The sequence below is a fragment of the Oerskovia sp. 140933 genome (assembly GCF_059651515.1).
In genome coordinates this window covers 157335-178079 of record NZ_JAMXIO010000003.1, presented here as the reverse complement: position 1 = coordinate 178079, position 20745 = coordinate 157335, and the positions used below count along the sequence as shown (strand labels likewise).

Here is a 20745-nt window from a genome sequence, read left to right as displayed (position 1 = left end):
CGCCGCACCCTCACCACCCGAGGACGCGCCCGGGTCCGGGCGCCCCTCCTGGGGGCTCCCGGACCCTGCGGCCTCCTGGCCGTCGCGTCCCTCAGGCACGGGGCACCCGCGCCGTCCGGTCCACGGCGGAGGGCCTCGCGCTCGTCGTCATGGGTTCATCTTCTCCGAGTTCTCGAGCGCGAGGTTGAGCTCGAGCACGTCGACACGCGGTTCGCCCAGCACACCGAGGTCCCTGCCCGCGGTGTGCTGCGCCACGAGGTCCGCGACGACGGCCTGGTCGAGGCCCCTCGCCTCGGCCACCCGCGCGACCTGCAGGGCCGCGTACGCGGGGCTGACGTGCGGGTCGAGGCCCGACGCCGAGGCCGTGAGGGCGTCGGCCGGCAGGTCTGCGGGGTCCACGCCGTTCATGGCCGCGAGCGCCGCCCGGCGCTCGTCGATCGCGGCGACGAGCTCGGGGTTGAGCGGCCCGAGGTTGGTGCCCGCGGACGCGAGCGTGTCGTACCCGTCGCCCGCGGCCGAGGGGCGGCCGTGGAACCAGCGCTCGGCGTCGTCGGCCGCGGCGAAGTCCTGACCGATCAGGGCCGAGCCCACGACGGGCGCCCCGTCCGCGCCGGTGTCGGTGATCGACGTGGCGTGCGTGCCGTCGCTGCGCACGAGCGACCCGTTCGCCTGCCACGGCAGGGCGAGCTGCCCGACGCCCCACACCGCGAGCGGGTACGCGACGCCCAGGAGCAGCGTCAGGACGAGCAGGACGCGCAGGCCGGCGAGGGTCTGGCGGAACAGCGAGGTGGCACCGGCCGAGGCCGAGGGACGCGCGAGGGTGGAGGAGGTTCCAGGCATGTCAGCCAATCCCGGGGATGAGGGAGATCACGAGGTCGATGAGCTTGATCCCGACGAACGGGGCCACGAGGCCGCCCACGCCGTAGACCAGGAGGTTGCGGCGCAGCATCGCGGAGGCCGACGAGGGCCGGTACCGCACGCCCCGCAGCGAGAGCGGGATGAGCACCAGGATGACGAGCGCGTTGAACACGACGGCCGACAGGATGGCCGACTCGGGGCTCGACAGGCGCATGACGTTGAGCACCGCGAGCTGCGGGAACACGACCATGAACATCGCGGGCAGGATCGCGAAGTACTTCGCGATGTCGTTCGCGATCGAGAAGGTCGTCAGGGCCCCGCGCGTGATGAGGAGCTGCTTGCCGATCTCGACGATCTCGATGAGCTTGGTCGGGTCGGAGTCGAGGTCCACCATGTTCCCCGCCTCCTTGGCGGCGGTGGTCCCGGTGTTCATCGCGACGCCGACGTCGGCCTGGGCCAGTGCGGGCGCGTCGTTGGTGCCGTCGCCCGCCATCGCGACGAGCCGGCCGCCGGCCTGCTCGCGCCGGATGAGCGCGAGCTTGTCCTCGGGCGTCGCCTCGGCCAGGACGTCGTCGACGCCCGCCTCCGCGGCGATGGCCCGCGCCGTCACGGCGTTGTCACCCGTGACCATGACGGTGCGGATGCCCATGGCGCGCAGCTCGTCGAACCGCTCTCGCATGCCCGCCTTGACGACGTCCTTGAGGTGGACGACACCCAGCACGCGTGCCGGACCCTCGCCGACCTGCTCGGCGACGACGAGCGGGGTGCCGCCCGAGGAGCTCACGGCGTCGACGTGGGTTGCGAGCTGCTCGGCCGTCGTCCCCTCGGTGGTCGCGCCGGTCGAGCGGACCCAGCGCTGGACCGCGCTGCCGGCCCCCTTGCGGATGCGTCGTACGCGCCCACCCGGCAGCGGCAGGTCGATCCCGCTCATGCGGGTCTGCGCCGTGAAGGGCACCATCTCGGCGCCGGCGACGTCGTCCGTCCGGTCCGCCGGCCCCTCCCCCACGCCGTACCGCTCGCGCACGAGGGCCACGATGCTCTTGCCCTCGGGCGTCTCGTCCGCGAGCGAGGACAGCCGGGCTGCTTCGGCGAGCTGCACGGTCGTGACGTCACCGACCGTGAGCAGGTCGGCCGCCTGACGGTTGCCGTACGTGATGGTGCCGGTCTTGTCGAGCAGCAGGACGTCGACGTCTCCCGCGGCCTCGACCGCGCGACCCGACATCGCGAGGACGTTGCGCTGGACCAGGCGGTCCATGCCCGCGATGCCGATCGCGGACAGCAGCGCCCCGATGGTCGTCGGGATGAGGCACACGAGCAGCGAGATCAGGACGATCATCGACTGCTTGGAGCCGGAGTACACCGCGAACGGCTGGAGCGTCACGACGGCCAGCAGGAAGATGATCGTGAGCGAGGTCAGCAGGATGTTGAGCGCGATCTCGTTGGGCGTGCGCTGCCGCTCCGACCCCTCGACGAGCGCGATCATCCGGTCGACGAACGTGTGGCCCGCGGGGGCCGTGATCCGCACGACGATCGTGTCCGACAGGACGACGGTCCCTCCTGTGACCGCGGACCGGTCGCCGCCCGACTCGCGGATCACCGGGGCCGACTCGCCCGTGATCGCGGACTCGTCGACCGACGCGACCCCCTCGACGACGTCGCCGTCACCGGGGATGGTCTCGCCCGCCCGGACGACCACCACGTCCCCGACGGCCAGCGTCGAGGAGGGGACCTCCGCCGTCGGGAGCCCCGCGAGGCCCGTCCCCGACGCGAGCGTGTCGGACGGAGCCATGACGCGCCGTGCGGTCGTCTGCTGCTGGGTCGCGCGCAGGCTCGACGCCTGCGCCTTGCCCCGGCTCTCCGCGACCGACTCGGCGAGCGTCGCGAACAGCACGGTCGCCCACAGCCACACGACGATGGACCAGGCGAACACGCTCGGGTCGAACGCCGCGAGCAGCGTGGTCGCCGCCGCCCCGAGCTCGACCACGAACAGCACGGGCGAGGCCACCAGCTCGCGCGGGTCGAGCTTGCGGAACGCGCCGGGCAGCGCAGCCTTGACCTGAGCCCACGAGAGCGAGGCACCGCGCCGGGGCCCGGCCTTGCGGCCGCCGGTCGGACCAGCCGAGCCGGAACCGCCCACGGCATCGGCGGTTCCTCCCTCGACAGCACCTGGTGCGCCCCCAGCGACAGGAAGCAGCACCGCGTCCGACGTATCGAGCAGCGTGTCGCCGCGGGGGGCGGGGCGGGTCGTGGCGGGTCTGGCGGAGGACCGAGGAACGAGGTCCTCGGGAAGACCCGCCCCGCCCCCCGCGGGGACGCGCCCAGAGGGAGTGACGGAAGAAGAGGGATTCATGAGAGCGACTCCACGATGGGACCGAGCGACAGCACGGGGACGAAGGTGAGCCCGACGACGACCAGGGCGACGGTCCCGAGCACGCCCACGAACAGCGGCTGGTGCGTCGGGAGGGTGCCCGCGGTGGCGGGGACCGTCCTCTGGGAGGCGAAGCGTCCGGCGAGGGCCAGGACGAGGGCGATGGGGATGAAGCGGCCGGCGAGCATCGCAATGCCCAGGGCCGTGTTGTAGAAGGGCGTTCCGGACGTGAGCCCGCCGAACGCCGACCCGTTGTTGTTGGCCGCGGACGTGAACGCGTACAGGACCTCGGACAGCCCGTGCGGGCCGGCCTCCTGGATGCCGGCCTGGCCGGCGGGGAGCGCGATCGCGAGCGCCGTGCCGACGAGCACGAGGAACGGGACCGTGAGGATGTACAGCGCCACGAGCGTGATCTCCTGGCGACCGATCTTCTTGCCCAGGTACTCGGGCGTGCGCCCGACCATGAGCCCCGAGACGAACACCGCGACGATCGCGAGCATGAGCATCCCGTACAGGCCCGACCCCACGCCGCCCGGCGCGATCTCGCCGAGCATCATGGTGAACATCGTGACGCCGCCACCTGGCGCGGTCAGGGAGTCGTGCATCGCGTTGACCGCACCTGTGGAGGTGCCCGTGGTCGACGCGGCGAACAGGGCGCTCGCGGCGAGGCCGAAGCGGGTCTCCTTGCCCTCCATGGCGCTGCCCGCGGCGAGGGGCGCGGCGCCGGGCCCGGCCATCTCGGCCCAGGTGATGAGCGCGACCGAGACGAACCACAGCGCGCCCATGGCCCCGAGGATCGCCCAGCCCTGGCGCTTGTCGCCGACCATGAGGCCGAACGTGCGGGGCAGGGTGAAGGGGATCACGAGGATGAGGAAGATCTCGAACAGGTTGGAGAACGGGCTGGGGTTCTCGAGGGGGTGCGCCGAGTTGGCGTTGAAGAACCCGCCACCGTTGGTGCCGAGCTCCTTGATGACCTCCTGCGAGGCGACGGGGCCACCGAGCACGTGCTGCGTGCCGCCCGCGACGGTGTCGATCGCGGTGTGCGCGTCGAAGTTCTGGATGACGCCCGTGGCGAGCAGGACGAGCGCGCCGACGAACGCCATGGGGAGCAGGATGCGCACGCAGGTGCGGGTCAGGTCGGACCAGAAGTTGCCGACGCGCCCGTCGGTGCCCGAGCGCATGAAGCCGCGGATGAGCGCGACGGCGACCGAGATGCCGACGGCCGCTGACACGAAGTTCTGCACCGCGAGCCCGGCCATCTGGAGCAGGTGCCCCGCGGCGGCCTCGCCCGAGTACCACTGCCAGTTGGTGTTGGCCACGAACGAGACGGCGGTGTTCCAGGCGCCGGCCGGGTCGAACGCGGAGAACCCGAGGTTCATGGGCAGGTGCTGCTGGAGCCGGGCGAGCCCGTAGAGCAGCAGGAGCGAGGCCGTCGAGAAGCCGAGCAGCGAGAGCAGGTAGGTGCTCCACCTCTGCTCGGCGTCGGGGTCGACGCGCATGATCCGGTACCCGGCCTTCTCGACGCGCAGGTGGCGCGGGGAGGTGAAGACGCGGGCCATGTAGGCGCCGAGCGGGGCGTGCACCGCGGCGAGCGCGAGGAGCAGCAGCGCGATCTGCCCGACGGCGAGCCATACCCCGGGCTGCTGCGACGCGACCTCGCCGACCGCCTGGGTCGCCGTCGTCTGGATCAGCACGCTGGTCTGGGTCAGCACGGTCGCGCTCACCGGACCTTGTCGCTGCGGAGCAGGGCGACGAACAGGTAGCCGAGCAGCACCACGACGGCGCCGAGCCCGACCCAGTCGAGGACCGTCATGACGAGGACCCCCCGGAGGAGCCGTGGCGTCGCGCCACGAGGCCGACGGTGGCGAAGAACACCACGGTCAGCAGGATGTAGGCCAGGTCGGCCATCGGAGTTCTGCCTTCGGACGTCGTGCGGCGGGCGGCACCACGGGATCGTGAGCGGGTGCTCGCGGTCGGCGTGGGGGCGCGTGCCGGTGCGCAGCTCCTGCGCACACCCCAGGTCTAGGCCCTGCCGGGACGTCCGGAGCGGGCGTTGACGGGTTCTTGACGGGGGCCGGGCGGGTGTTGACGCAACCCTGACGGCAGGGACGAGCGACGGTCAGTCGGCGTCGAGGCGTTCGCGCAGCTCCTCGGCCAGGTGCAGGTCGTCGTCGAGCGCGGCGAGCGCGTCGGCGAGCAGGGGCAGCGCCTCGGCGCCGGCGAGGAACCTGGCTGCCGCGGCGTCGTCGTGCAGCTGGAGCGCGAGGTCGGCCCGCAGGACGAGGGCGCGGAAGCGCAGCCGCTCGGAGACGGTCCGGGTCCGGACGCCCTCGGCGTCGAAGGCCCGGTCGAGGATGCGGGCCGCGCCCGTCGGGTCCCCGGCCCCGCGCAGGATGCGTGCGTGCTCGACGGCGCGGGCGATGTCGGAGGGCGCGTCGACCGTGCGCCGCGGGAGGCGGCCCAGTGGCACCTCACCGCGCTGCACCACGTGTGCCTCCTCGCACTCGCCGAGCCACGTGGGCTGCTGGCGGGCTGTGTCCGATCTGTCCGTGCTCGTCCACCCTAGCCGCGACCCCCGCGGACCGCGCGGCATGTCGTTCGGCGTGCCGCCGGGAACCACCGGACAGGGCGGGCCCGCGAGCGGGCGGAGCTCTCGACGGGGCGCGGCGGCACGGGGGTCCTCGACCGTCGGGGACCCCCGTGCGCGGCCTCTGGTCGACGCCCGGCCGGTCCTGGGCGCCGCCGGGAGGTGCGGGTCAGCGCTGGACGCGCGCGCTCCCGCCCGAGGCGAGCTTGCGGACCTCGGCGAGCGACGCCGTCGACGTGTCGCCCGGCGTGGTCATCGCGATCGCGCCGTGCGCGGCGCCGTACTCCACGGCCTCCTGGATCGAGCCGAGCTCCATGAGCCCGTACGCGAGCCCCGAGGCGAACGAGTCTCCGCCGCCCACGCGGTCGAGGATCTCGAGGTCCGCGCGGTGCGTGGCCTCGGCGAAGCCCTGGACGCGCGACCACGCGACGGCCCCCCAGTCGTTGCGGGTCGCGGAGCGCACGGCACGCATGGTGGTGCCGATGACCTGGAAGTTCGGGTACTCGGCGGCCGCCGTCTCGATCATGGCGCGGAACGCCGCGGTGTCCAGGTCCGTCAGGTTCTCGTCGACGCCCTCGATCTCGAAGCCGAGGCTCGCCGTGAAGTCCTCCTCGTTGCCGATCATGACGTCGACGTACTGCGCGAGGTGGCGGTTGACCTCCTGGGCACGGGCCTTGCCGCCGATGCCCTGCCACAGCGACGGGCGGTAGTTGAGGTCGTAGGAGACGATCGTGCCGTGCCGGCGCGCGGCCTTCATCGCGGCCTCGGCGACGTCCGCGGACGACGCGGACAGGGCCGCGAAGATCCCGCCCGTGTGCAGCCATCGCACGCCGCGGCCGAACAGCTCGTCCCAGTCGACGTCGTCGGGCTTCATCTGGGCGATCGCGGTGTTGCCGCGGTCGCTCACGCCCACGGCCCCGCGCACGCCGTAGCCGCGCTCGGTGAAGTTGAGGCCGTTGCGGACCGTGCGGCCGATCCCGTCGTACGGGACCCACTGCACCCAGCTCGTGTCCAGGCCTCCCGTGAGCATGAGGTCCTCGACCAGGCGGCCGACCTCGTTGTCCGCGAGCGCCGTGACGATCGCTCCGCGCAGGCCGAAGCAGCGGCGCAGGCCGCGCGCGACGTTGTACTCCCCGCCGCCCTCCCACGCGTCGAACGAGCGCGTGGTCTTGATGCGGCGCTCGCCCGGGTCGAGGCGGAGCATGACCTCGCCCAGGGAGACGACGTCGTAGGTGCAGTCCGCGGCGGGGCGCAGGTTCAGCGGTGCGCCCGCGGGGCGGGGGGTCGTGCGGGTCATGTCGGCTCTCACTTTCCGGCGACGGCGTGGGCGGTGGCGGCGGGCGCCGCGGTGGTCAGGGAGGCCGCGAGCGCGACGGCCTGGGCGGAGCGGCGCGTGACCTCGGCGAAGTCGCGGGCCTCGACGAGCGCCTTCTCGACCATCCACGAGCCCCCCACGGCCAGGACCGAGGGCACCGACAGGTACTCGGTCGCGTTCGCGGCGCTCACGCCGCCGGTCGGGACGAACCGCAGGCCGGGGAACGGGGCGGACAGGGCCTTGATCGCAGGCACGCCGCCGTTGATCCCGGCGGGGAAGAACTTGACGACGTCGAGCCCCAGGGCGAGGGCCACCATGATGTCCGACGGCGTCGCGACGCCCGGGAAGATCGGCAGGCCGTGGTGCTGGGCGCGGCGCACGACGTCGGCGCTCAGGCCGGGCGAGACGAGGAAGCGGGCGCCGGCGTCGACGGCCTGGTCGACCTGCTCGGCGTTGACGACGGTCCCGGCCCCGGTGACGAGCTCGGGGAGCTCACGGGTGACCGCGGCGATCGCGGCACGGGCACCCGCGGTGCGGAACGTGATCTCGGCGATGGGCAGGCCGCCGTCGAGGAGGGCGGTGCCGAGCGCGAGCGCCTGGGCCTCGTCGTCCACGACGACCACGGGGACGACACGGACCCTGGCGAAGAGCTCCTGGAGGTCGGTCGGGGGCGCAGCGGGTGACATGAGGCCTCGCGTTTCGTTATAGTGAACGGGTGTTCTGGAATACGAAACCACCCTACCCGGCTGGTGCGATCACGTGGTAGCCCGTCCCGCCGGCGGCGCGACGGGCGCCCCCGGTCCCGCCGACGCACCGTCCGCGAGCCCGCTCGGCTCGGTCGACAAGGCCCTGCTGGCCCTCGAGCACCTCGCCGCGGCCGGTCCGACCGGACTGGCGCTCGGGACCCTCGCGACCGGCCTCGGTCTCAACAAGACCTCGCTGCACCGCACGCTCGCCGCGCTGCGCTTCCGCGGGTACGCCGAGCAGGACCCGACGACGGGCGCCTACCGCCTCGGCCCCGCCGCGACCGCCCTCGGCACCGTCTTCCTCGGCGAGGAGCACCTGCCCGCGCTGCTCACCCCCGCGCTCACGGCGGTCTGCGAGGCGTCGGGCGAGCTCATCCACCTGGGCGTGCTGTCCGGGCCGGAGATCGTCTACCTCGACAAGGTCGAGCCCGCCCGAGCCGTGCGCGTGTGGTCCGCGATCGGGCGACGACGACCCGCCGCCACCACGGCCCTCGGCCGGGCCCTGCTCGCGTTCCGCCCCACCGACCGGTCCGCGATGTCCTGGTACGCGGCGGCTGCGGGGGACGAGAGCCCCGTCACCGAGGACTCGCTGTGGGAGATCCTCCGCACGACCCGGGCCCGCGGCTGGGCCACCGAGACCGAGGAGAACGAGCCGGGCATCAGCTGCCTCGCCGTGCCCCTGCTGCGCGCGGGCCAGGCCGTCGCGGCGCTGTCCGTGACCGCCCCGGCCGACCGCATGGACGACGCCCGGCACGTCGAGCTCGCCCGGATGGTCGACGAGGTCGCCCGCCCCCTGCTCCCGCCGTCGCTGAGCCTGCCGGCCGACCTCGCCCCACCGGGGCGCTGACGGGCCACCGACGGACTGCCGACGGCCCCGTCGGCGAGCGGCGCCGTCGGGCAGGGAGCCGCGACGCGCCGCCGATCGCTGCGCGGTCTCGCGCGGTATGAGAGAGTTCAGATCACACGCGATCTGCCCGTCGACCCGGGCACGACGGACGAGGAGCACCGCGGCGATGACCGTACTTGTGGCCTACAACGACTCGCCACAGGGCGAGGCCGCTCTGCGGGCCGCCGCCGCCGAGGCGGTCCGGCGAGCGCTCCCCCTGGCGGTCTTCGTGCTCACCCCGCTCGAGGGCCCGCCGCAGGAGGACCCGCCGCTCCCGCCGGACCTCGCCCACCTCCTCGACGCGCTGCCCGTCGGCACGCCCGCCGCGACCGTGACCTACCGGGAGGCGCGCGTCGACCCGCCCGTCGCGATCCTCGACGAGGCCGAGCGCCTCGCCGCGAGCCTCGTCGTGATCGGCTCGCGCAAGCGCTCCCCCGTCGGCAAGTTCCTCCTCGGCAGCACCACGCAACGCGTCCTGCTCGACGCCCACGCTCCCGTCATGGTCATCAAGGCCAAGCACTAGCCCACCTCACGCCAGGAGGTCGCCGTGGACCCGGTCGTCGCAGGTCTCGTCATCGTCGCCGTCGGGCTGCTCCTGTGCTTCCTCGGCGTCGGCTCGGTCCATCTCGCGGTCATCGCGTCCGGGTTCGGCCTCGGCTGGATGCTCGGCGACCTGTTCGGCGCGAGCCAGTCGACCGCGCTGCTGATCGGCGTCCTGGGCGGGCTCGTCGCCTGGATCGCGGTGGCGTTCGTGTTCAAGCTCGCCGCGTTCTTCATCGGGATCGTGACCGGCGCGGTGATCGGCGCCAAGCTCTACGGCACGGTCTCGGGAGACTCGGGCAACTGGGTGCTCGCGGCGATCATCGTCGTCGCCGTCGCGGCGGCGTGCGGGTTCCTCGCGGACCGGTACCGGCGCCGGGCCCTGCTGTGGCTCACGACCATCGGTGGTGCGGGCATCGTGCTGGGCGGCCTGGGCCGGGTCTCCCCCGACTCCCTGGGGTTCCTGCGCGACCCGGCGCCGGGGTGGGAGCAGGTCGTGTCGTTCCTCGCGTGGGTCGCGCTGGCCCTCGCCGGCTGGGTCGTGCAGCGTCGGCTGTTCGCCAGGCGCCTGGGCATCGAGCGCGACGAGGAGCCCTCGAAGCGCTGAGTGCGGAGCAGATGCTGCCGGGGTCACCCTCCGACGACGACTTCTCCGCACCCAGCGGTGGAGACCGGGCGGCCTAGCGCACCGAGACCTCGATGAGGTTCTTCCACGGGTCGTCGAACCGCAGCGTCGCGCCGTCGTGACGCATCTGGACGCCCCGGCGGGCGAGCCGGTCGGCGAGCGCCGTGACGTCGTCCTCGGTGGGCACCGCGATCGCGACCTGCCCCAGCCCGAGCGTCGAGGCGCGCGGCCCCGCGCCCCGGCTGTTCCACGTGTTCATGGCCATGTGGTGGTGGTACCCGCCCGCCGAGACGAACAGGGCACCGGGCAGCGAGGCGGTGGCCTCGAACCCCAGGGTGTCGACGTAGAACGCGCGGGCCGTGGCGACGTCACCGACCTGCAGGTGCACGTGCCCCACCACGGTGTCGTCGGGTCCGACGACGTCGGTCGACAGCGCCCGCTCGAGCGCCTCGTCCGTGAGGTGCTGCTGCATGAAGGCGTTCGGGTCGATGTAGAGGGTGTCCATCGCGACCTGGCCGTTCTCCCAGGTCCAGGTCTCGCGCGGGCGGTCGTGGTAGAGCTCGACGCCGTTGCCCTCGGGGTCCGTGAAGTAGAACGCCTCGGAGACCAGGTGGTCGCCGCTGCCGACGAACGTGCTGGGCGCGGTGCGTGCGACCGAGGCGACGGCCGCGGCGAGGGCGGGGGCGTCGTCGAACAGCAGGGCCGTGTGGAACAGGCCGGCCTCGCCGCGGCGGGCGAGCGGCAGGTCCTTGCCGCGGCGCAGCACCACGAGCGGCGTCGCGCCGCGCCCCAGGACCACGGTCTCGTCGCGCGAGCCGGTCCCGGCACCGGGGATCGACGCGAGCAGCGCGTCCGACGGCGTCAGCACGGCCAACGAGAGCGCGTCGCGGTAGTAGCGGGTCATCAGGTCGAGGTCGGCGACGTGCAGCGTCACGGCGTCCATCGAGGTGTCGGCCGAGAGCAGGTCCTTGGTCGCGAAGCCGGTGTCGTCCGTGCCGGGAACGCTCGTGGTGTGGTCAGTCATGGTGTCCTCCGTCCAGGGCCGGGTGCCGACCTCTGACTCCAGAATAGTTGATGCTTCAACTAAATGGAAGCGGGGCCGTCGCGGACCTCCGCCCGCCGGGCCTGCGCGCAGGGTTGCGGGGGGGGCCCCCCCCCGGCGTGTCGCAGCGCAACCCCGGCCCGGCGAGAGGTCGGCAGCAACCCGGCGTCACGCGGCCGACGTCACGCTCACCGCAGCCTTCAAGCCCTCGGCGAGCGGCGTCGTCGGGCGCCCGATGAGGTGCGACAGCTCACCCGACGTCTGGCCGAGCAGGCCGGCACGCGTTCCCGCGTCGAGCGCGACGACGAAGCCCGCGGTCCCCTCGTCGAGGCCCGCGTCGAGCAGGGCCTGGGTGTGGACCTCGGGGGTCACGTCCTGGTAGACGACCTCGCGGCCCACGATCTCGCCGATGGTCGCGGCCAGGAACGGGTGGTCCCACGCGACGTCGCCCGAGAGCTCGTGGAGAGCACCCTCGAGCGAGGGGTCCGCGTCCGCCGCGACGAGGACCGCAGCGGCCGCTTCCGCGTAGTCCTTGCGGCTCGCCGACGCGACGAGGCCGTCGCCGACGCTGCCGAGCACCACGCCGGTCTCGCGCGCTTGCTCGACCGTGCCGAGGTAGTTCTCGGTGTACCAGCCGTTGCGCAGGATCGTCGCGGTCAGGCCCGACGCCTCGATCAGCTCCTCGGTCGCCTTGTGCTCGGGAGCCAGGACCAGCGTGGACGTCGCGGCCTGCGACACGCTCGTGTAGACGAGGTGGCGTACGCCGGCGGCCTGGGCGGCCTCGACGACGTTCGCGTGCTGCTGGACCCGCTGCCCCACCTCGGAGCCCGAGACCAGGAGGAGCACGTCGACCCCGTCGAACGCAGGGGCGAGGGTCTCGGGTCGCGAGTAGTCGGCCTCGCGGACGACGACGCCGCGCTCGGCGAGGTCGGCGGCCTTGGCCGGGGTGCGGACGGCCGCGACGATCCCCTCGGGGGCGACGCCGCGCTCGAGGAGCGAGTCGACGACGAGGTGTCCGAGGTGTCCGGTGGCGGCGGTGACGGCGATCATGTGGTCCTCCTGGAAGGGGTGGTGGGTACCGCGACAGCCTGGCACTAACTTTTCGTAAGTGCAATCCGATCCGCAGTGCAAGCAAAGTCACAGTGCTCACGATCGGCCTGCACGCTAGGCTGATCCCGTGACCACCCTCCAGCCCGCGACCGACCCGACGGGACCGTCCGACGAGATGATCGCCGACGTGTTCCAGCGCGGCTGCACGTCCCGCCACGCGCTCGAGACCGTGACCGGCCGCTGGGGTGTCCTGACCGTCGCCGGCCTGCGCGACGGGGCCGTCCGCTTCAACGCCCTGCGCCGACGCATCGACGGGGTGAGCGAGAAGATGCTGGCCCAGACCCTCCAGGGGCTCGAACGGGACGGCCTGGTCGTGCGCGAGGTCCGCGCGACCATCCCGCCGCACGTCGAGTACTCGCTCACCGACCTCGGCCGGGCCGTCGCGGACAAGCTCGTCGGGCTCCTGGACGTCCTCGAGGCGGCCGTCCCCCAGGTCGCGGCCGCCCAGGAGGCGTACGACGCACGCACCGCGTGCTAGCACTGCCGCCACGCGCCGCCCGGCCCCCGCTGCGTAGACTCGCGAGCATGACTGCCGTCGCCCTCGGGCTCCCCCGCGTGCGCCCGACCGGGGCACCGAGCACCCTGGGACGCCCGGACACCGAGGCGCTCGTCGACCGCTACGGACGCGTCGCGCACGACCTGCGCGTGTCCGTCACGGAGAAGTGCTCGCTGCGCTGCACGTACTGCATGCCCGCCGAGGGGCTCCCGGCGATCCCCCGCGAGGACCTGCTGACCCCTGCGGAGATCGGGCGGCTCGTCGGGATCGGCTACCGGGCGGGCATCCGGGACGTGCGGTTCACGGGTGGCGAGCCGCTCATGCGCCCCGACCTCGCGGAGATCGTCCGACGCACGCGCGCGGCCGCCCCGGGCGTGCGGATCTCGATGACGACCAACGCGATCGGGCTCGACAAGCGCGTCGACGAGCTCGTCGACGCCGGGCTCGACCGCGTCAACGTCTCGCTCGACAGCATCGACCGTCGCCACTTCGCCGAGCTCACGCGCCGCGACCGGCTCCCCCAGGTGCTCGCGGGCATCCAGGCGGCCCTCGACGCGGGCCTGTCCCCCGTCAAGCTCAACGCGGTCCTCATGCCGGAGACCCTCGCGGGAGCGGCAGACCTCCTCGCGTGGGCCGTCGAGCACGGGTGCCGGCTGCGGTTCATCGAGCAGATGCCGCTCGACGCGGACCAGAACTGGGACCGGGACCAGCTCGTCTCGGCCGAGCGCCTGCTCGACGTCCTGGGCGCCCGCTTCGACCTGACCCCCGTGGGACGCGAGGACCCGTCGGCGCCCGCCGAGGAGTGGGCCGTCGACGGCGGCCCCGCGACCGTGGGGATCATCGCGTCGGTCACCCGGTCGTTCTGCGGCGACTGCGACCGGACCCGCCTCACCGCGGAGGGGACCGTGCGCTCGTGCCTGTTCGGGAACGAGGAGGTCGACCTGCGCGCCCTCCTGCGCACCGAGGGGCACGACGCCGCCGCCACCGACACCGACACCGCGATCGTCGCCGCCTGGCAGGGGGCCATGTGGGCCAAGCCGTTCGCGCACGGCCTCGACCGCGGGGCACCGGACACGGGGGCGATCGGCGGTCCGGCCGACGACCCCGAGGCCTTCGCACGCACCGAGCGCAGCATGGGGGCGATCGGGGGCTGAGCGGCACCCGGGACGTGTCCAAGATCATCGTCGGTGGGGTGCCCTGAGCCGCAGCATCCCGCGCCTGACGACGCCCCGAGCCCTACGATGGAGGCGTGTCCCTCCTCGACCTTCCCCGCGACAGCCATACCTCCACCGAGCCCCCTACCCGGACGGACGCCCTCCCCGTCCACCGCCCCGGCCCCAGCCGCCTCACGGCCGGACCGAGCACCGTCCTGGGGACCGTGCTCGGCGTCGCGGTGGGTGCGGTCGTGCTCGCGGGACCGGGCCTGATCCTGGGCGCGCTGGTCGGCATCGGGTTCGGCCTCCTGAAGGACAACCCCCGCGTCTGACGCCACCTCGCCGGGGTGCGGTCGACGACGCCCGCGCCCCTACAACCCGACCCACTCCGAGTCACCGTCGGTGAAGTGCTGGCGCTTCCAGATGGGCACCTCGGCCTTGATGCGCTCGACGAGGAGCGAGCAGGCCGCGAACGCCTCCGCCCTGTGCCCCGAGGCGACGCTCGCGACGAGGGCCACGTCCCCGACCGTCAGCACGCCGTACCGGTGGACCGCGGCCACACGCAGCCCGGTCTCGGCCGCGACGTCCGCGCAGCACCGCCGCAGGACCTCGGTCGCGTCGGGGTGCGCCTCGTAGTCGAGGCCCGTGACGTCGCGTCCGCCGTCGACGTCGCGCACGACGCCCCGGAAGGTCACGACGGCGCCGCACTCGCGCGAGGACACCGCCGCCTCCACGTCGCGCACCAGGGAGTCGTCGAGCACGTCGACCGTCACGCGGGACACGTCGTCCGCCGTCATCTCGTCCTCTGCTCCCGGGGTCTCGCTCACAGCCTCACCACCCGCACGCTCTCCCCTGCCTCGACGCGTCCGACGTCCTCGGGGACCTCGACCAGCGCGTCGGCCGCGGCCATGGTCGCCACGAGGTGGGAGCCCGCACCGCCGACGACCTCGACCGTCCCGCCGGGCCCGAGCCGTCCGCGCAGCATCTGCTGCTTGGTGGGCGGGGAGTCGATCGCGCCGGTCACGGTGCGTGTCTCGACCTCGCGGGCGGGACGTCCCGCCGCCCGTTCGAGGACGGGGCGAGCGAAGACGACGAACGACACCTGGGCGCTCACGGGGTTGCCCGGGAACGTGAGGATGGGCGTGCCCTCGTAGGTCCCGAAGCCCTGAGGCCCGCCCGGCTGCATCGCGACGGACCGGAAGGTCACACCGTCCCCGAGGGTGTCCTTGACGACCTCGTAGGCGCCCTGGCTCACGCCGCCCGACGTGAGGACCAGGTCGGCCTCCTCGGCGGCGCGTGCCAGGAGCGCGGCCAGCTCGCGGGGGTCGTCCCCTGTCCGCCCCGTCAGGACGACGTCGGCTCCAGCACGTCGTGCGGCGGCCGCGAGCCCGTGCAGGTTCGCGTCGTACACCTGCCCGGTGGCTGCCGCCCGGCCGGGTTCGACCACCTCGGTCCCGGTCGAGACCACCGCGACCCGCACCCGCGCCCGGACGTCGAGGGAGGCCACGCCGCACGACGCCGCGGCCGCGAGGTGGTGCGGCCCCAGCAGTGTCCCGGCGGGCAGCACCAGGTCGCCGCCGCGCACGTCCGACCCGACGTCCCGCACGAACTCCCCGGCGGCCCGCGGCGCCCGCACCCCCACGTCGGTCCCGACGGCCCCGCGCGCAGGTCCGGCCGGGTGCGCCCCGAAGCGCACGGCGTCGGTGTCCTCGACGGGCACGACGGCGTCGCTCCCCTCCGGCACGACGGCTCCGGTCATGATCCTGGCCACCGTTCCCGGGGCCAGGGCCGCGGGGGTCCCGGGGCCGGCGGGGACCTCGGCGACGACGGGCAGCACGACCGGCGCCCCGTCCGTAGCCGTGGCCACGTCGGCGGACCGCACCGCGTAACCATCCATCTGCGAGCTGCGGAACGAGGGCAGGTCGACCGGAGCGAGCAGGTCCGCCGAGAGCACGCGGTCGAGCGCGTCGGCGAGCGCCACCCGGTCGGTGCCACGCCCCGCGAACGGGGGCCAGAGCAGCGCCTCGACCTCGCGACGGTGCTGCTCGACGCTCACGCGGACGGCCCCCGCCGCCTGCCGGTGCTCTCCCGAGGGGGCGCCAGGACGCCCCGTCGGGGGCGGCGCCGTCGGGCCGGGGGTCGTCCTCCCGGGCGCTGCCTGGTCTGCCGTCACGTCGTCTCCTCGCCTGCGCACGGACCGGCCGCCCGCCGGACGGCCACGGGGCAAGCCTGTCACGATCCGCGGGCCGGGGGCGCGAGCGTCCCGCCCGTTGCGCCGTGCGCGACGCGCTGCGACCGTGGAGCGGTGACGCCCGAGCCGCCCACCCCGCCTGCCGGGAACCGCCCGCTGCTGCCGACGCTCGACCAGCGGCCCGGTCCTCCGCTGCGCTTCCCCGTGCGGCCCGTCGCGCCCGCGGTCCGGCAGTTCCTCTCGACCGAGGCCGGCGGCGCGGTCCTGCTGCTCGCCGCGACCGTGATCGCGCTCGTGTGGGCGAACTCGCCGTGGTCGGGCGCGTACGACGACCTGTGGGCCACCACGGCCGGGATGCACCTGGGCGGGTGGTCGCTCGACATGGACCTGCACCACTGGGTCAACGACGCCGCCATGGCGATCTTCTTCCTGGTCATCGGGCTCGAGATCAACCGCGAGGTCACGAGCGGCGAGCTCCGCAACCGTCGGACGGTCGCGGTCCCCGCGCTGGGCGCGCTGGGCGGCCTCCTGGTGCCCGCCCTCGTCTTCCTGGCGTTCAACGCCGGCACCGACGCGCAGCACGGCTGGGGCATCGTGATGTCGACCGACACGGCGTTCCTCGTCGGGGTCCTCGCGCTGTTCGGCCCGCGCTGCCCCGACCGGCTCCGGCTGTTCCTGCTGACGCTCGCGGTCGTCGACGACATCGGGGCCATCACGGTCATGGCCGTGTTCTACAACGACGGCGTGTGGCTCCCCGGGCTGGCGATCGCGGGCGTGCTGGTGGCCGCGATCCTCGTGATGCGCTGGCTCGGGGTCTGGCGCCTCGCGCCGTACGTGGGCGTGGGCCTGGCGCTGTGGCTCGCGGTCTACTCCTCGGGGGTCCACGCAACCCTCGCGGGCGTGCTCGTCGGGCTGCTCGTCCCCTCGCGCCGGGCCCGGCGCGACCAGGTCGACGACGTCCCGGGCTACGCCCAGCGGCTGCGCGAGGAGACGACGGCGGAGCGGGAGCACCTGACCGAGCTCGCCGCGCGCGCAGCGGTCCCCGCGAGCGACCGTCTCCAGCGCGTCCTGCACCCGTGGAGCGCGTACGTCGTGGTCCCCGTCTTCGGCCTGGCCAACGCGGGCGTGCACCTCGACGCCGAGTCGCTGTCGGCCGCGATGACGTCCCGCCTCACGATCGGCGTCGCGGTCGCGCTCGTGGTGGGCAACGCCGTCGGGATCTTCGGCGCCTCCGCCCTCGCGCTGCGGCTGAACCTGGGAGACCTGCCCGGGCGCGTGCGCTACTCGCACCTGCTGGGCGGCGCGATGCTCGCCGGGATCGGGTTCACCATCTCGCTGTTCATCGCCGAGCTCGCCTTCGACGACGAGGTGCTGATCGAGCAGGCGAAGATCGGCATCCTCGTGGGGTCGCTGGTCGCGGCGGTCCTGGGCTCGGTGACGCTGCGCATCCTGGGCGAACGCCTGCCGCTGTGCTCGCCCGAGTCCACGGGACCGCCCCCGGGGCTGCCGCCCCGGCCGTGGCGGTCGCCGGAGGCGGCGGCGGACGCCGGCGCGTAGCGGACCGAGGAGGGGACCGAGGAGGGGAACCGGCGCCGTCGACCCGGCTCCCTCCGCGCGCGCGGACGGTCCCCGGTACCTAGGCTGACCTCGAGGCCAAGGCCTTGACCTCGAGCCCACGCCGCCTGCCCGGACAGGCGGCCCAGCCAGAGCCGAGGCGCACGCCATGGGTACGGGACCGGAAGGCAACGCCCCCGCTGGGCGGGGGAACCGGCGGCTGATGCTGCTGCTCGCGGCGGCGATGTTCGTGCTGGTCGTGGACACGTCCCTGATGAACGTGTCGATCTCCGCAGTCATCAGGGACCTGGACACGACCGCCAGCGGCGTGCAGTCCGCCATCGCGCTCGAAGCGCTCGTCTCGGCCGCGTTCATCCTGATCAACAGCAAGGTCGGCGACCTGATGGGGCGCAAGCGGGCCTACGTCCTGGGCCTGCTCGCCTACGCCGCCGGGGCGCTGGCCATGACGTTGGCTCAGAGCCTCACCGCCATCATCGTGTTCTGGGCGGTCGTCGGAGGGCTCGGGGCCTCGTTGCTCCTGCCGGCGATGCAGTCGCTGATCCACGGCAACTTCTCGGGGGCCGACCAGAAGAAGGCGTACGCGCTCGTCGGCGCGTCGGCCGCGATCGCCGCGGCGATCGGGCCGCTGCTCGGCGGGTTCGTCACGACCTACCTGTCGTGGCGGGTCGGGTTCGGGGTCGAGGTGCTCATCATCGTCGTCGTCCTGAGCCAGATCCGCCTGGTGCGGGACGTCCCCTACACCGGGTCCCGCCAGGTCGACGTCGTCGGCGCCGCCCTCTCCGTGGTCGGCATGGGCGGCGTGGTGCTCGGGATCCTCGTCTGGCAGGAGGGCGGCGAGTACGTCGGGCTGCTCATGCTCGTCGGCGTCGTCGCGCTCGTGCTGCTCGCGCGGTGGCTCGTACGACGCGCGCGCCGGCGCGAGGTCCCCCTGCTCGACCCGGACCTGTTCCGGCACCCGACCTTCACGACGGGCGTCACGGGGCAGATGCTGCAGCAGGTCACCCTGGGCGGGGCGATGATCGCCCTGCCCCTGTTCCTCCAGATGACCCTCGAGTACGACGCGCTCCAGGCGGGCCTGGCCCTGTCCCCCCTCTCGCTGACGATGTTCGCCGCGGCGGTCGTCGCGGGCAGGAGGGCCGGGCGCCGGCGCCCCGCCGTGATCATCCGGGCGGGCTTCCTGCTGGCCTGCCTCGGGATCGCGATCATCATCCCCTTCGTCCCCCGGGTGGACAGCGGCTGGTACCTGGTCCTGCCGCTCGTCGTCACCGGGTGCGGCCTGGGGCTGCTCGTCTCGCAGCTCAACAACTACACGCTCGCCCCCGTCGACGAGGAACGGGTCAGCGAGGCCGCGGGCGTCAACTCGGCCGCCGGGTCGTTCGGGCTCTCGTTCGGCCTCGCGATGGCCGGCGGGATCATGCTCGCCTCCCTCTCGCTCCTGTTCACCCAGATGACGGGGTCCAGCCAGGTCATCCCCCCGGCGCAGCAGCAGCAGATCGTCGCGGCGCTCGAGGACGACGCCGAGATCATGAGCAACACCCAGCTCGCCGAGCAGATCACGGGACAGCCCCCCGCGGTGGAGGCCGAGGTGCTGGCGATCAACGACGACGCCCGCGACCGCTCGCTCCAGCTCGCCCTGCTGGTGCCCCTGCTCGCTGCGCTGCTCGGGCTCGTCACCTCGTTCCGCATGGTGCGGCTGCCCGACCAGGAACCGAGGTCGTCGCTCGACGGGACGAGCCTCGCCTGACGCCGACGCCCCCCGCCCCCGGCGCGCGAGCAAACCCGTCGGCGCGGGGACGGACCCGTCGGCGCGGGGACGGGCCCGCAGCCCGGAGGAGGCTCAGGCGCCCTGACCGGGTGACGGTCGCGACCCCCGGTGCTCGCCCGCGAGCGCGGCGGCCACCGCGGCCCGGACCCCGTCCTCGGTCACCCGCCCGCGGTAGCGCTCGCCGTCGACGAACAGCGTGGGAGTGCCCCGCACGCCGAGAGCCGTCCCGGCCAGGTAGTCCCGCTCGACGGCGTCGCCGTGCTCCTGCGCGGCCTCACCGACGACGCTCGCGCCGTCGAGGCCGAGCGTCTGCGCCCAGTGGGCCAGGCCGACGTCGTCGAGCCGGTCCTGGTGCGCGAACAGCAGGTCGTGCATCTCCCAGAAGCGCCCCTGGGCCCCGGCGGCCTCGGCAGCGAGCGCCGCCGTGAGCGCGTAGGGGTGGACCTCGAACAGCGGGAAGTGGCGGAAGACGAGCCGGACCGCACCTCCGGACTCCTCGACGACCGCGCGCAGGACGGGCGCCGCGTCGTGGCAGTACGGGCACTCGAGGTCACCGAACTCGACGATCGTCACCGGCGCCGCCGGGTCGCCGAGGACGTGGGCGCCCGGAGGGACGAGGGCTGCCGCGAGCCCGACGGGACCGCCCGGCGAGCCGGTCCTGCCGGGCGTACCGTCGGGGTCCGCCGTGCTCTGCGTCATGCGCCCCAGCCTCACACCTCGTCGACGTCGACGCGCGTCACGTGCCCGGGCGTCGACCCGCCACGGAGCCAGGCGAGCAGCTCGGCGACGGTGTCCACCGGCCCGCGGGCCGTCACGAGCACGGTCCCGTCGGGGAGGTTCTGCGCGTCGCACTCCAGGCCCAGCGCGCCGGCCCGGCGACGCGTCGCCCACCGGAAGCCGACGCCCTGGACGTGGCCGTGCACGAGCGCGCGCAGCGCACCCTCGTCCCGGCGGTCGCGCGGGTCGTCGCCCGTCACGCCTACTGCCACAGCCCGAGGATCGCGCCCATGACGGCGAGCGCGATCACGTCGTGCAGGCCGTCGATCAGGGTGAGGCGGGTGGGCAGGCGCGCGAAGCCGTGGTGGATCACGTGTCCGCCGGCCCGGAAGACGAGCCCGACGACCGCGCCGAGCACCAGTCCCTCCCAGAGGCCGTGGACGCCGGTCGCGAGGAAGAGCGCGCCGAGGAGGATCGCGGTGAGCAGCGAGGTGACCGCGGTGGCGGCGAAGCGGGGCCAGACGCCGTCGACCGCGTTCATCTCCTCCGCGGTGAGCCCGACGAGGTTCGCCCACTGCCGTCCGAGCGCCCCGGTCGAGTAGTACAGGTAGCCGACGGCGAACGCGGACAGGGTGGCCACGAGCACGGCCCACCAGTTGAGGTCGCCGATCGCGTCCAGCCATGCCATGTCCCGCTCCTCCCGCGTGCGTGGCGTGGCGCCCACCTGCCCGCGGCGGGGCGCGTCACCGTCTTCCAGGCTAGCCACGCCG

Annotated in this window: 22 protein-coding genes; 8 read left to right on the top strand and 14 right to left on the bottom strand. The window is 73.9% G+C overall.

Features of this window, described 5'->3' with window-relative positions; genetic code table 11:
• Positions 1-147 precede the first annotated feature (147 nt).
• The 7 genes from kdpC to eda all read right to left on the bottom strand — a co-directional run bounded on the left by kdpC (position 148) and on the right by eda (position 7814).
• Entirely contained in the window at positions 148-840 is a 693-nt protein-coding gene (kdpC, locus tag NHG27_RS03160; RefSeq protein WP_497014712.1) for a potassium-transporting ATPase subunit KdpC, read from the bottom strand.
• Position 841: 1 nt separating this feature from the next.
• Positions 842-2995, bottom strand: a complete 2154-nt coding sequence (kdpB, locus tag NHG27_RS03155; RefSeq protein ID WP_497014711.1) for a potassium-transporting ATPase subunit KdpB — start codon at positions 2993-2995, stop codon at positions 842-844.
• Positions 2996-3204: 209 nt separating this feature from the next.
• Positions 3205-4839, bottom strand: a complete 1635-nt coding sequence (gene kdpA, locus NHG27_RS03150; RefSeq protein ID WP_497014735.1) for a potassium-transporting ATPase subunit KdpA — start codon at positions 4837-4839, stop codon at positions 3205-3207.
• Positions 4840-4946: 107 nt separating this feature from the next.
• A complete protein-coding gene (locus NHG27_RS03145) occupies positions 4947-5039 on the bottom strand; it encodes a potassium-transporting ATPase subunit F (RefSeq protein ID WP_139107727.1) in 93 nt (30 codons plus the stop codon).
• A gap of 306 nt (positions 5040-5345) precedes the next feature.
• Positions 5346-5714 carry a DUF8817 family protein gene (locus NHG27_RS03140; RefSeq protein ID WP_193720093.1) on the bottom strand — a complete coding sequence of 123 codons (369 nt, stop codon included), beginning with the start codon at positions 5712-5714 and terminating at the stop codon, positions 5346-5348.
• A gap of 268 nt (positions 5715-5982) precedes the next feature.
• Positions 5983-7110 (bottom strand): sugar kinase, encoded by a 1128-nt coding sequence (locus NHG27_RS03135; protein WP_193720092.1) that lies wholly within the window; start codon positions 7108-7110, stop codon positions 5983-5985.
• 8 nt (positions 7111-7118) lie between these two features.
• Positions 7119-7814 (bottom strand): bifunctional 4-hydroxy-2-oxoglutarate aldolase/2-dehydro-3-deoxy-phosphogluconate aldolase, encoded by a 696-nt coding sequence (gene eda, locus NHG27_RS03130; RefSeq protein ID WP_497014710.1) that lies wholly within the window; start codon positions 7812-7814, stop codon positions 7119-7121.
• Positions 7815-7887: 73 nt separating this feature from the next.
• Here eda and NHG27_RS03125 point away from each other — a divergent pair, with 73 nt between their 5' ends.
• From NHG27_RS03125 to NHG27_RS03115, 3 genes are all read left to right on the top strand, one after another.
• Positions 7888-8721 (top strand): IclR family transcriptional regulator, encoded by an 834-nt coding sequence (locus tag NHG27_RS03125; RefSeq protein ID WP_193720090.1) that lies wholly within the window; start codon positions 7888-7890, stop codon positions 8719-8721.
• Between the two features lie 166 nt (positions 8722-8887).
• Positions 8888-9283 (top strand): universal stress protein, encoded by a 396-nt coding sequence (locus NHG27_RS03120; protein ID WP_193720089.1) that lies wholly within the window; start codon positions 8888-8890, stop codon positions 9281-9283.
• Between the two features lie 24 nt (positions 9284-9307).
• Positions 9308-9907, top strand: coding sequence for a DUF4203 domain-containing protein (locus NHG27_RS03115; RefSeq protein WP_497014709.1), 600 nt, complete (start codon positions 9308-9310; stop codon positions 9905-9907).
• A 73-nt stretch (positions 9908-9980) separates the two neighbouring features.
• On the opposite strand, the gene NHG27_RS03110 is transcribed toward NHG27_RS03115, so the two are convergent.
• Together NHG27_RS03110 and NHG27_RS03105 are read right to left on the bottom strand one after the other, a co-directional pair.
• Positions 9981-10949, bottom strand: a complete 969-nt coding sequence (locus NHG27_RS03110; RefSeq protein WP_497014708.1) for a VOC family protein — start codon at positions 10947-10949, stop codon at positions 9981-9983.
• A gap of 186 nt (positions 10950-11135) precedes the next feature.
• A complete protein-coding gene (locus NHG27_RS03105) occupies positions 11136-12017 on the bottom strand; it encodes an SDR family oxidoreductase (RefSeq protein WP_497014707.1) in 882 nt (293 codons plus the stop codon).
• A 127-nt stretch (positions 12018-12144) separates the two neighbouring features.
• On the opposite strand from NHG27_RS03105, the gene NHG27_RS03100 reads away from it, so the two are divergent.
• The 3 genes from NHG27_RS03100 to NHG27_RS03090 all read left to right on the top strand — a co-directional run bounded on the left by NHG27_RS03100 (position 12145) and on the right by NHG27_RS03090 (position 14059).
• Positions 12145-12555, top strand: a complete 411-nt coding sequence (locus NHG27_RS03100; protein WP_497014706.1) for a winged helix-turn-helix transcriptional regulator — start codon at positions 12145-12147, stop codon at positions 12553-12555.
• A gap of 47 nt (positions 12556-12602) precedes the next feature.
• The gene (gene moaA, locus NHG27_RS03095) at positions 12603-13727 is read left to right on the top strand and encodes a GTP 3',8-cyclase MoaA (protein ID WP_497014705.1); all 1125 of its coding nucleotides are present in this window, start codon (positions 12603-12605) and stop codon (positions 13725-13727) included.
• A gap of 95 nt (positions 13728-13822) precedes the next feature.
• Positions 13823-14059 (top strand): hypothetical protein, encoded by a 237-nt coding sequence (locus tag NHG27_RS03090; protein WP_193720085.1) that lies wholly within the window; start codon positions 13823-13825, stop codon positions 14057-14059.
• Between the two features lie 39 nt (positions 14060-14098).
• Here NHG27_RS03090 and NHG27_RS03085 read toward each other — a convergent pair whose 3' ends face one another.
• A complete protein-coding gene (locus NHG27_RS03085; protein ID WP_497014704.1) occupies positions 14099-14554 on the bottom strand; it encodes a molybdenum cofactor biosynthesis protein MoaE in 456 nt (151 codons plus the stop codon).
• On the bottom strand, positions 14551-15900 hold the full coding sequence (locus tag NHG27_RS03080; protein WP_497014703.1) for a molybdopterin molybdotransferase MoeA: 1350 nt from the start codon (positions 15898-15900) through the stop codon (positions 14551-14553). Before NHG27_RS03080 ends, NHG27_RS03085 begins: the two co-directional genes overlap by 4 nt.
• 132 nt (positions 15901-16032) lie before the next feature.
• Here NHG27_RS03080 and nhaA point away from each other — a divergent pair, with 132 nt between their 5' ends.
• Entirely contained in the window at positions 16033-17475 is a 1443-nt protein-coding gene (nhaA, locus tag NHG27_RS03075; protein ID WP_497014702.1) for a Na+/H+ antiporter NhaA, read from the top strand.
• A 166-nt stretch (positions 17476-17641) separates the two neighbouring features.
• Positions 17642-19237 carry an MFS transporter gene (locus tag NHG27_RS03070; RefSeq protein WP_497014701.1) on the top strand — a complete coding sequence of 532 codons (1596 nt, stop codon included), beginning with the start codon at positions 17642-17644 and terminating at the stop codon, positions 19235-19237.
• A 93-nt stretch (positions 19238-19330) separates the two neighbouring features.
• Here NHG27_RS03070 and NHG27_RS03065 read toward each other — a convergent pair whose 3' ends face one another.
• The 3 genes from NHG27_RS03065 to NHG27_RS03055 are packed head-to-tail and all read right to left on the bottom strand — an operon-like array spanning position 19331 to position 20663.
• Positions 19331-19957: a DsbA family protein gene (locus NHG27_RS03065; RefSeq protein ID WP_497014700.1), complete on the bottom strand. Its 627-nt coding sequence runs from the start codon at positions 19955-19957 to the stop codon at positions 19331-19333.
• Positions 19958-19968: 11 nt separating this feature from the next.
• On the bottom strand, positions 19969-20247 hold the full coding sequence (locus NHG27_RS03060; RefSeq protein WP_497014699.1) for an acylphosphatase: 279 nt from the start codon (positions 20245-20247) through the stop codon (positions 19969-19971).
• Positions 20238-20663, bottom strand: a complete 426-nt coding sequence (locus NHG27_RS03055) for a DUF1761 domain-containing protein (RefSeq protein WP_497014698.1) — start codon at positions 20661-20663, stop codon at positions 20238-20240. Before NHG27_RS03055 ends, NHG27_RS03060 begins: the two co-directional genes overlap by 10 nt.
• Between the last annotated feature and the right edge of the window lie 82 nt (positions 20664-20745).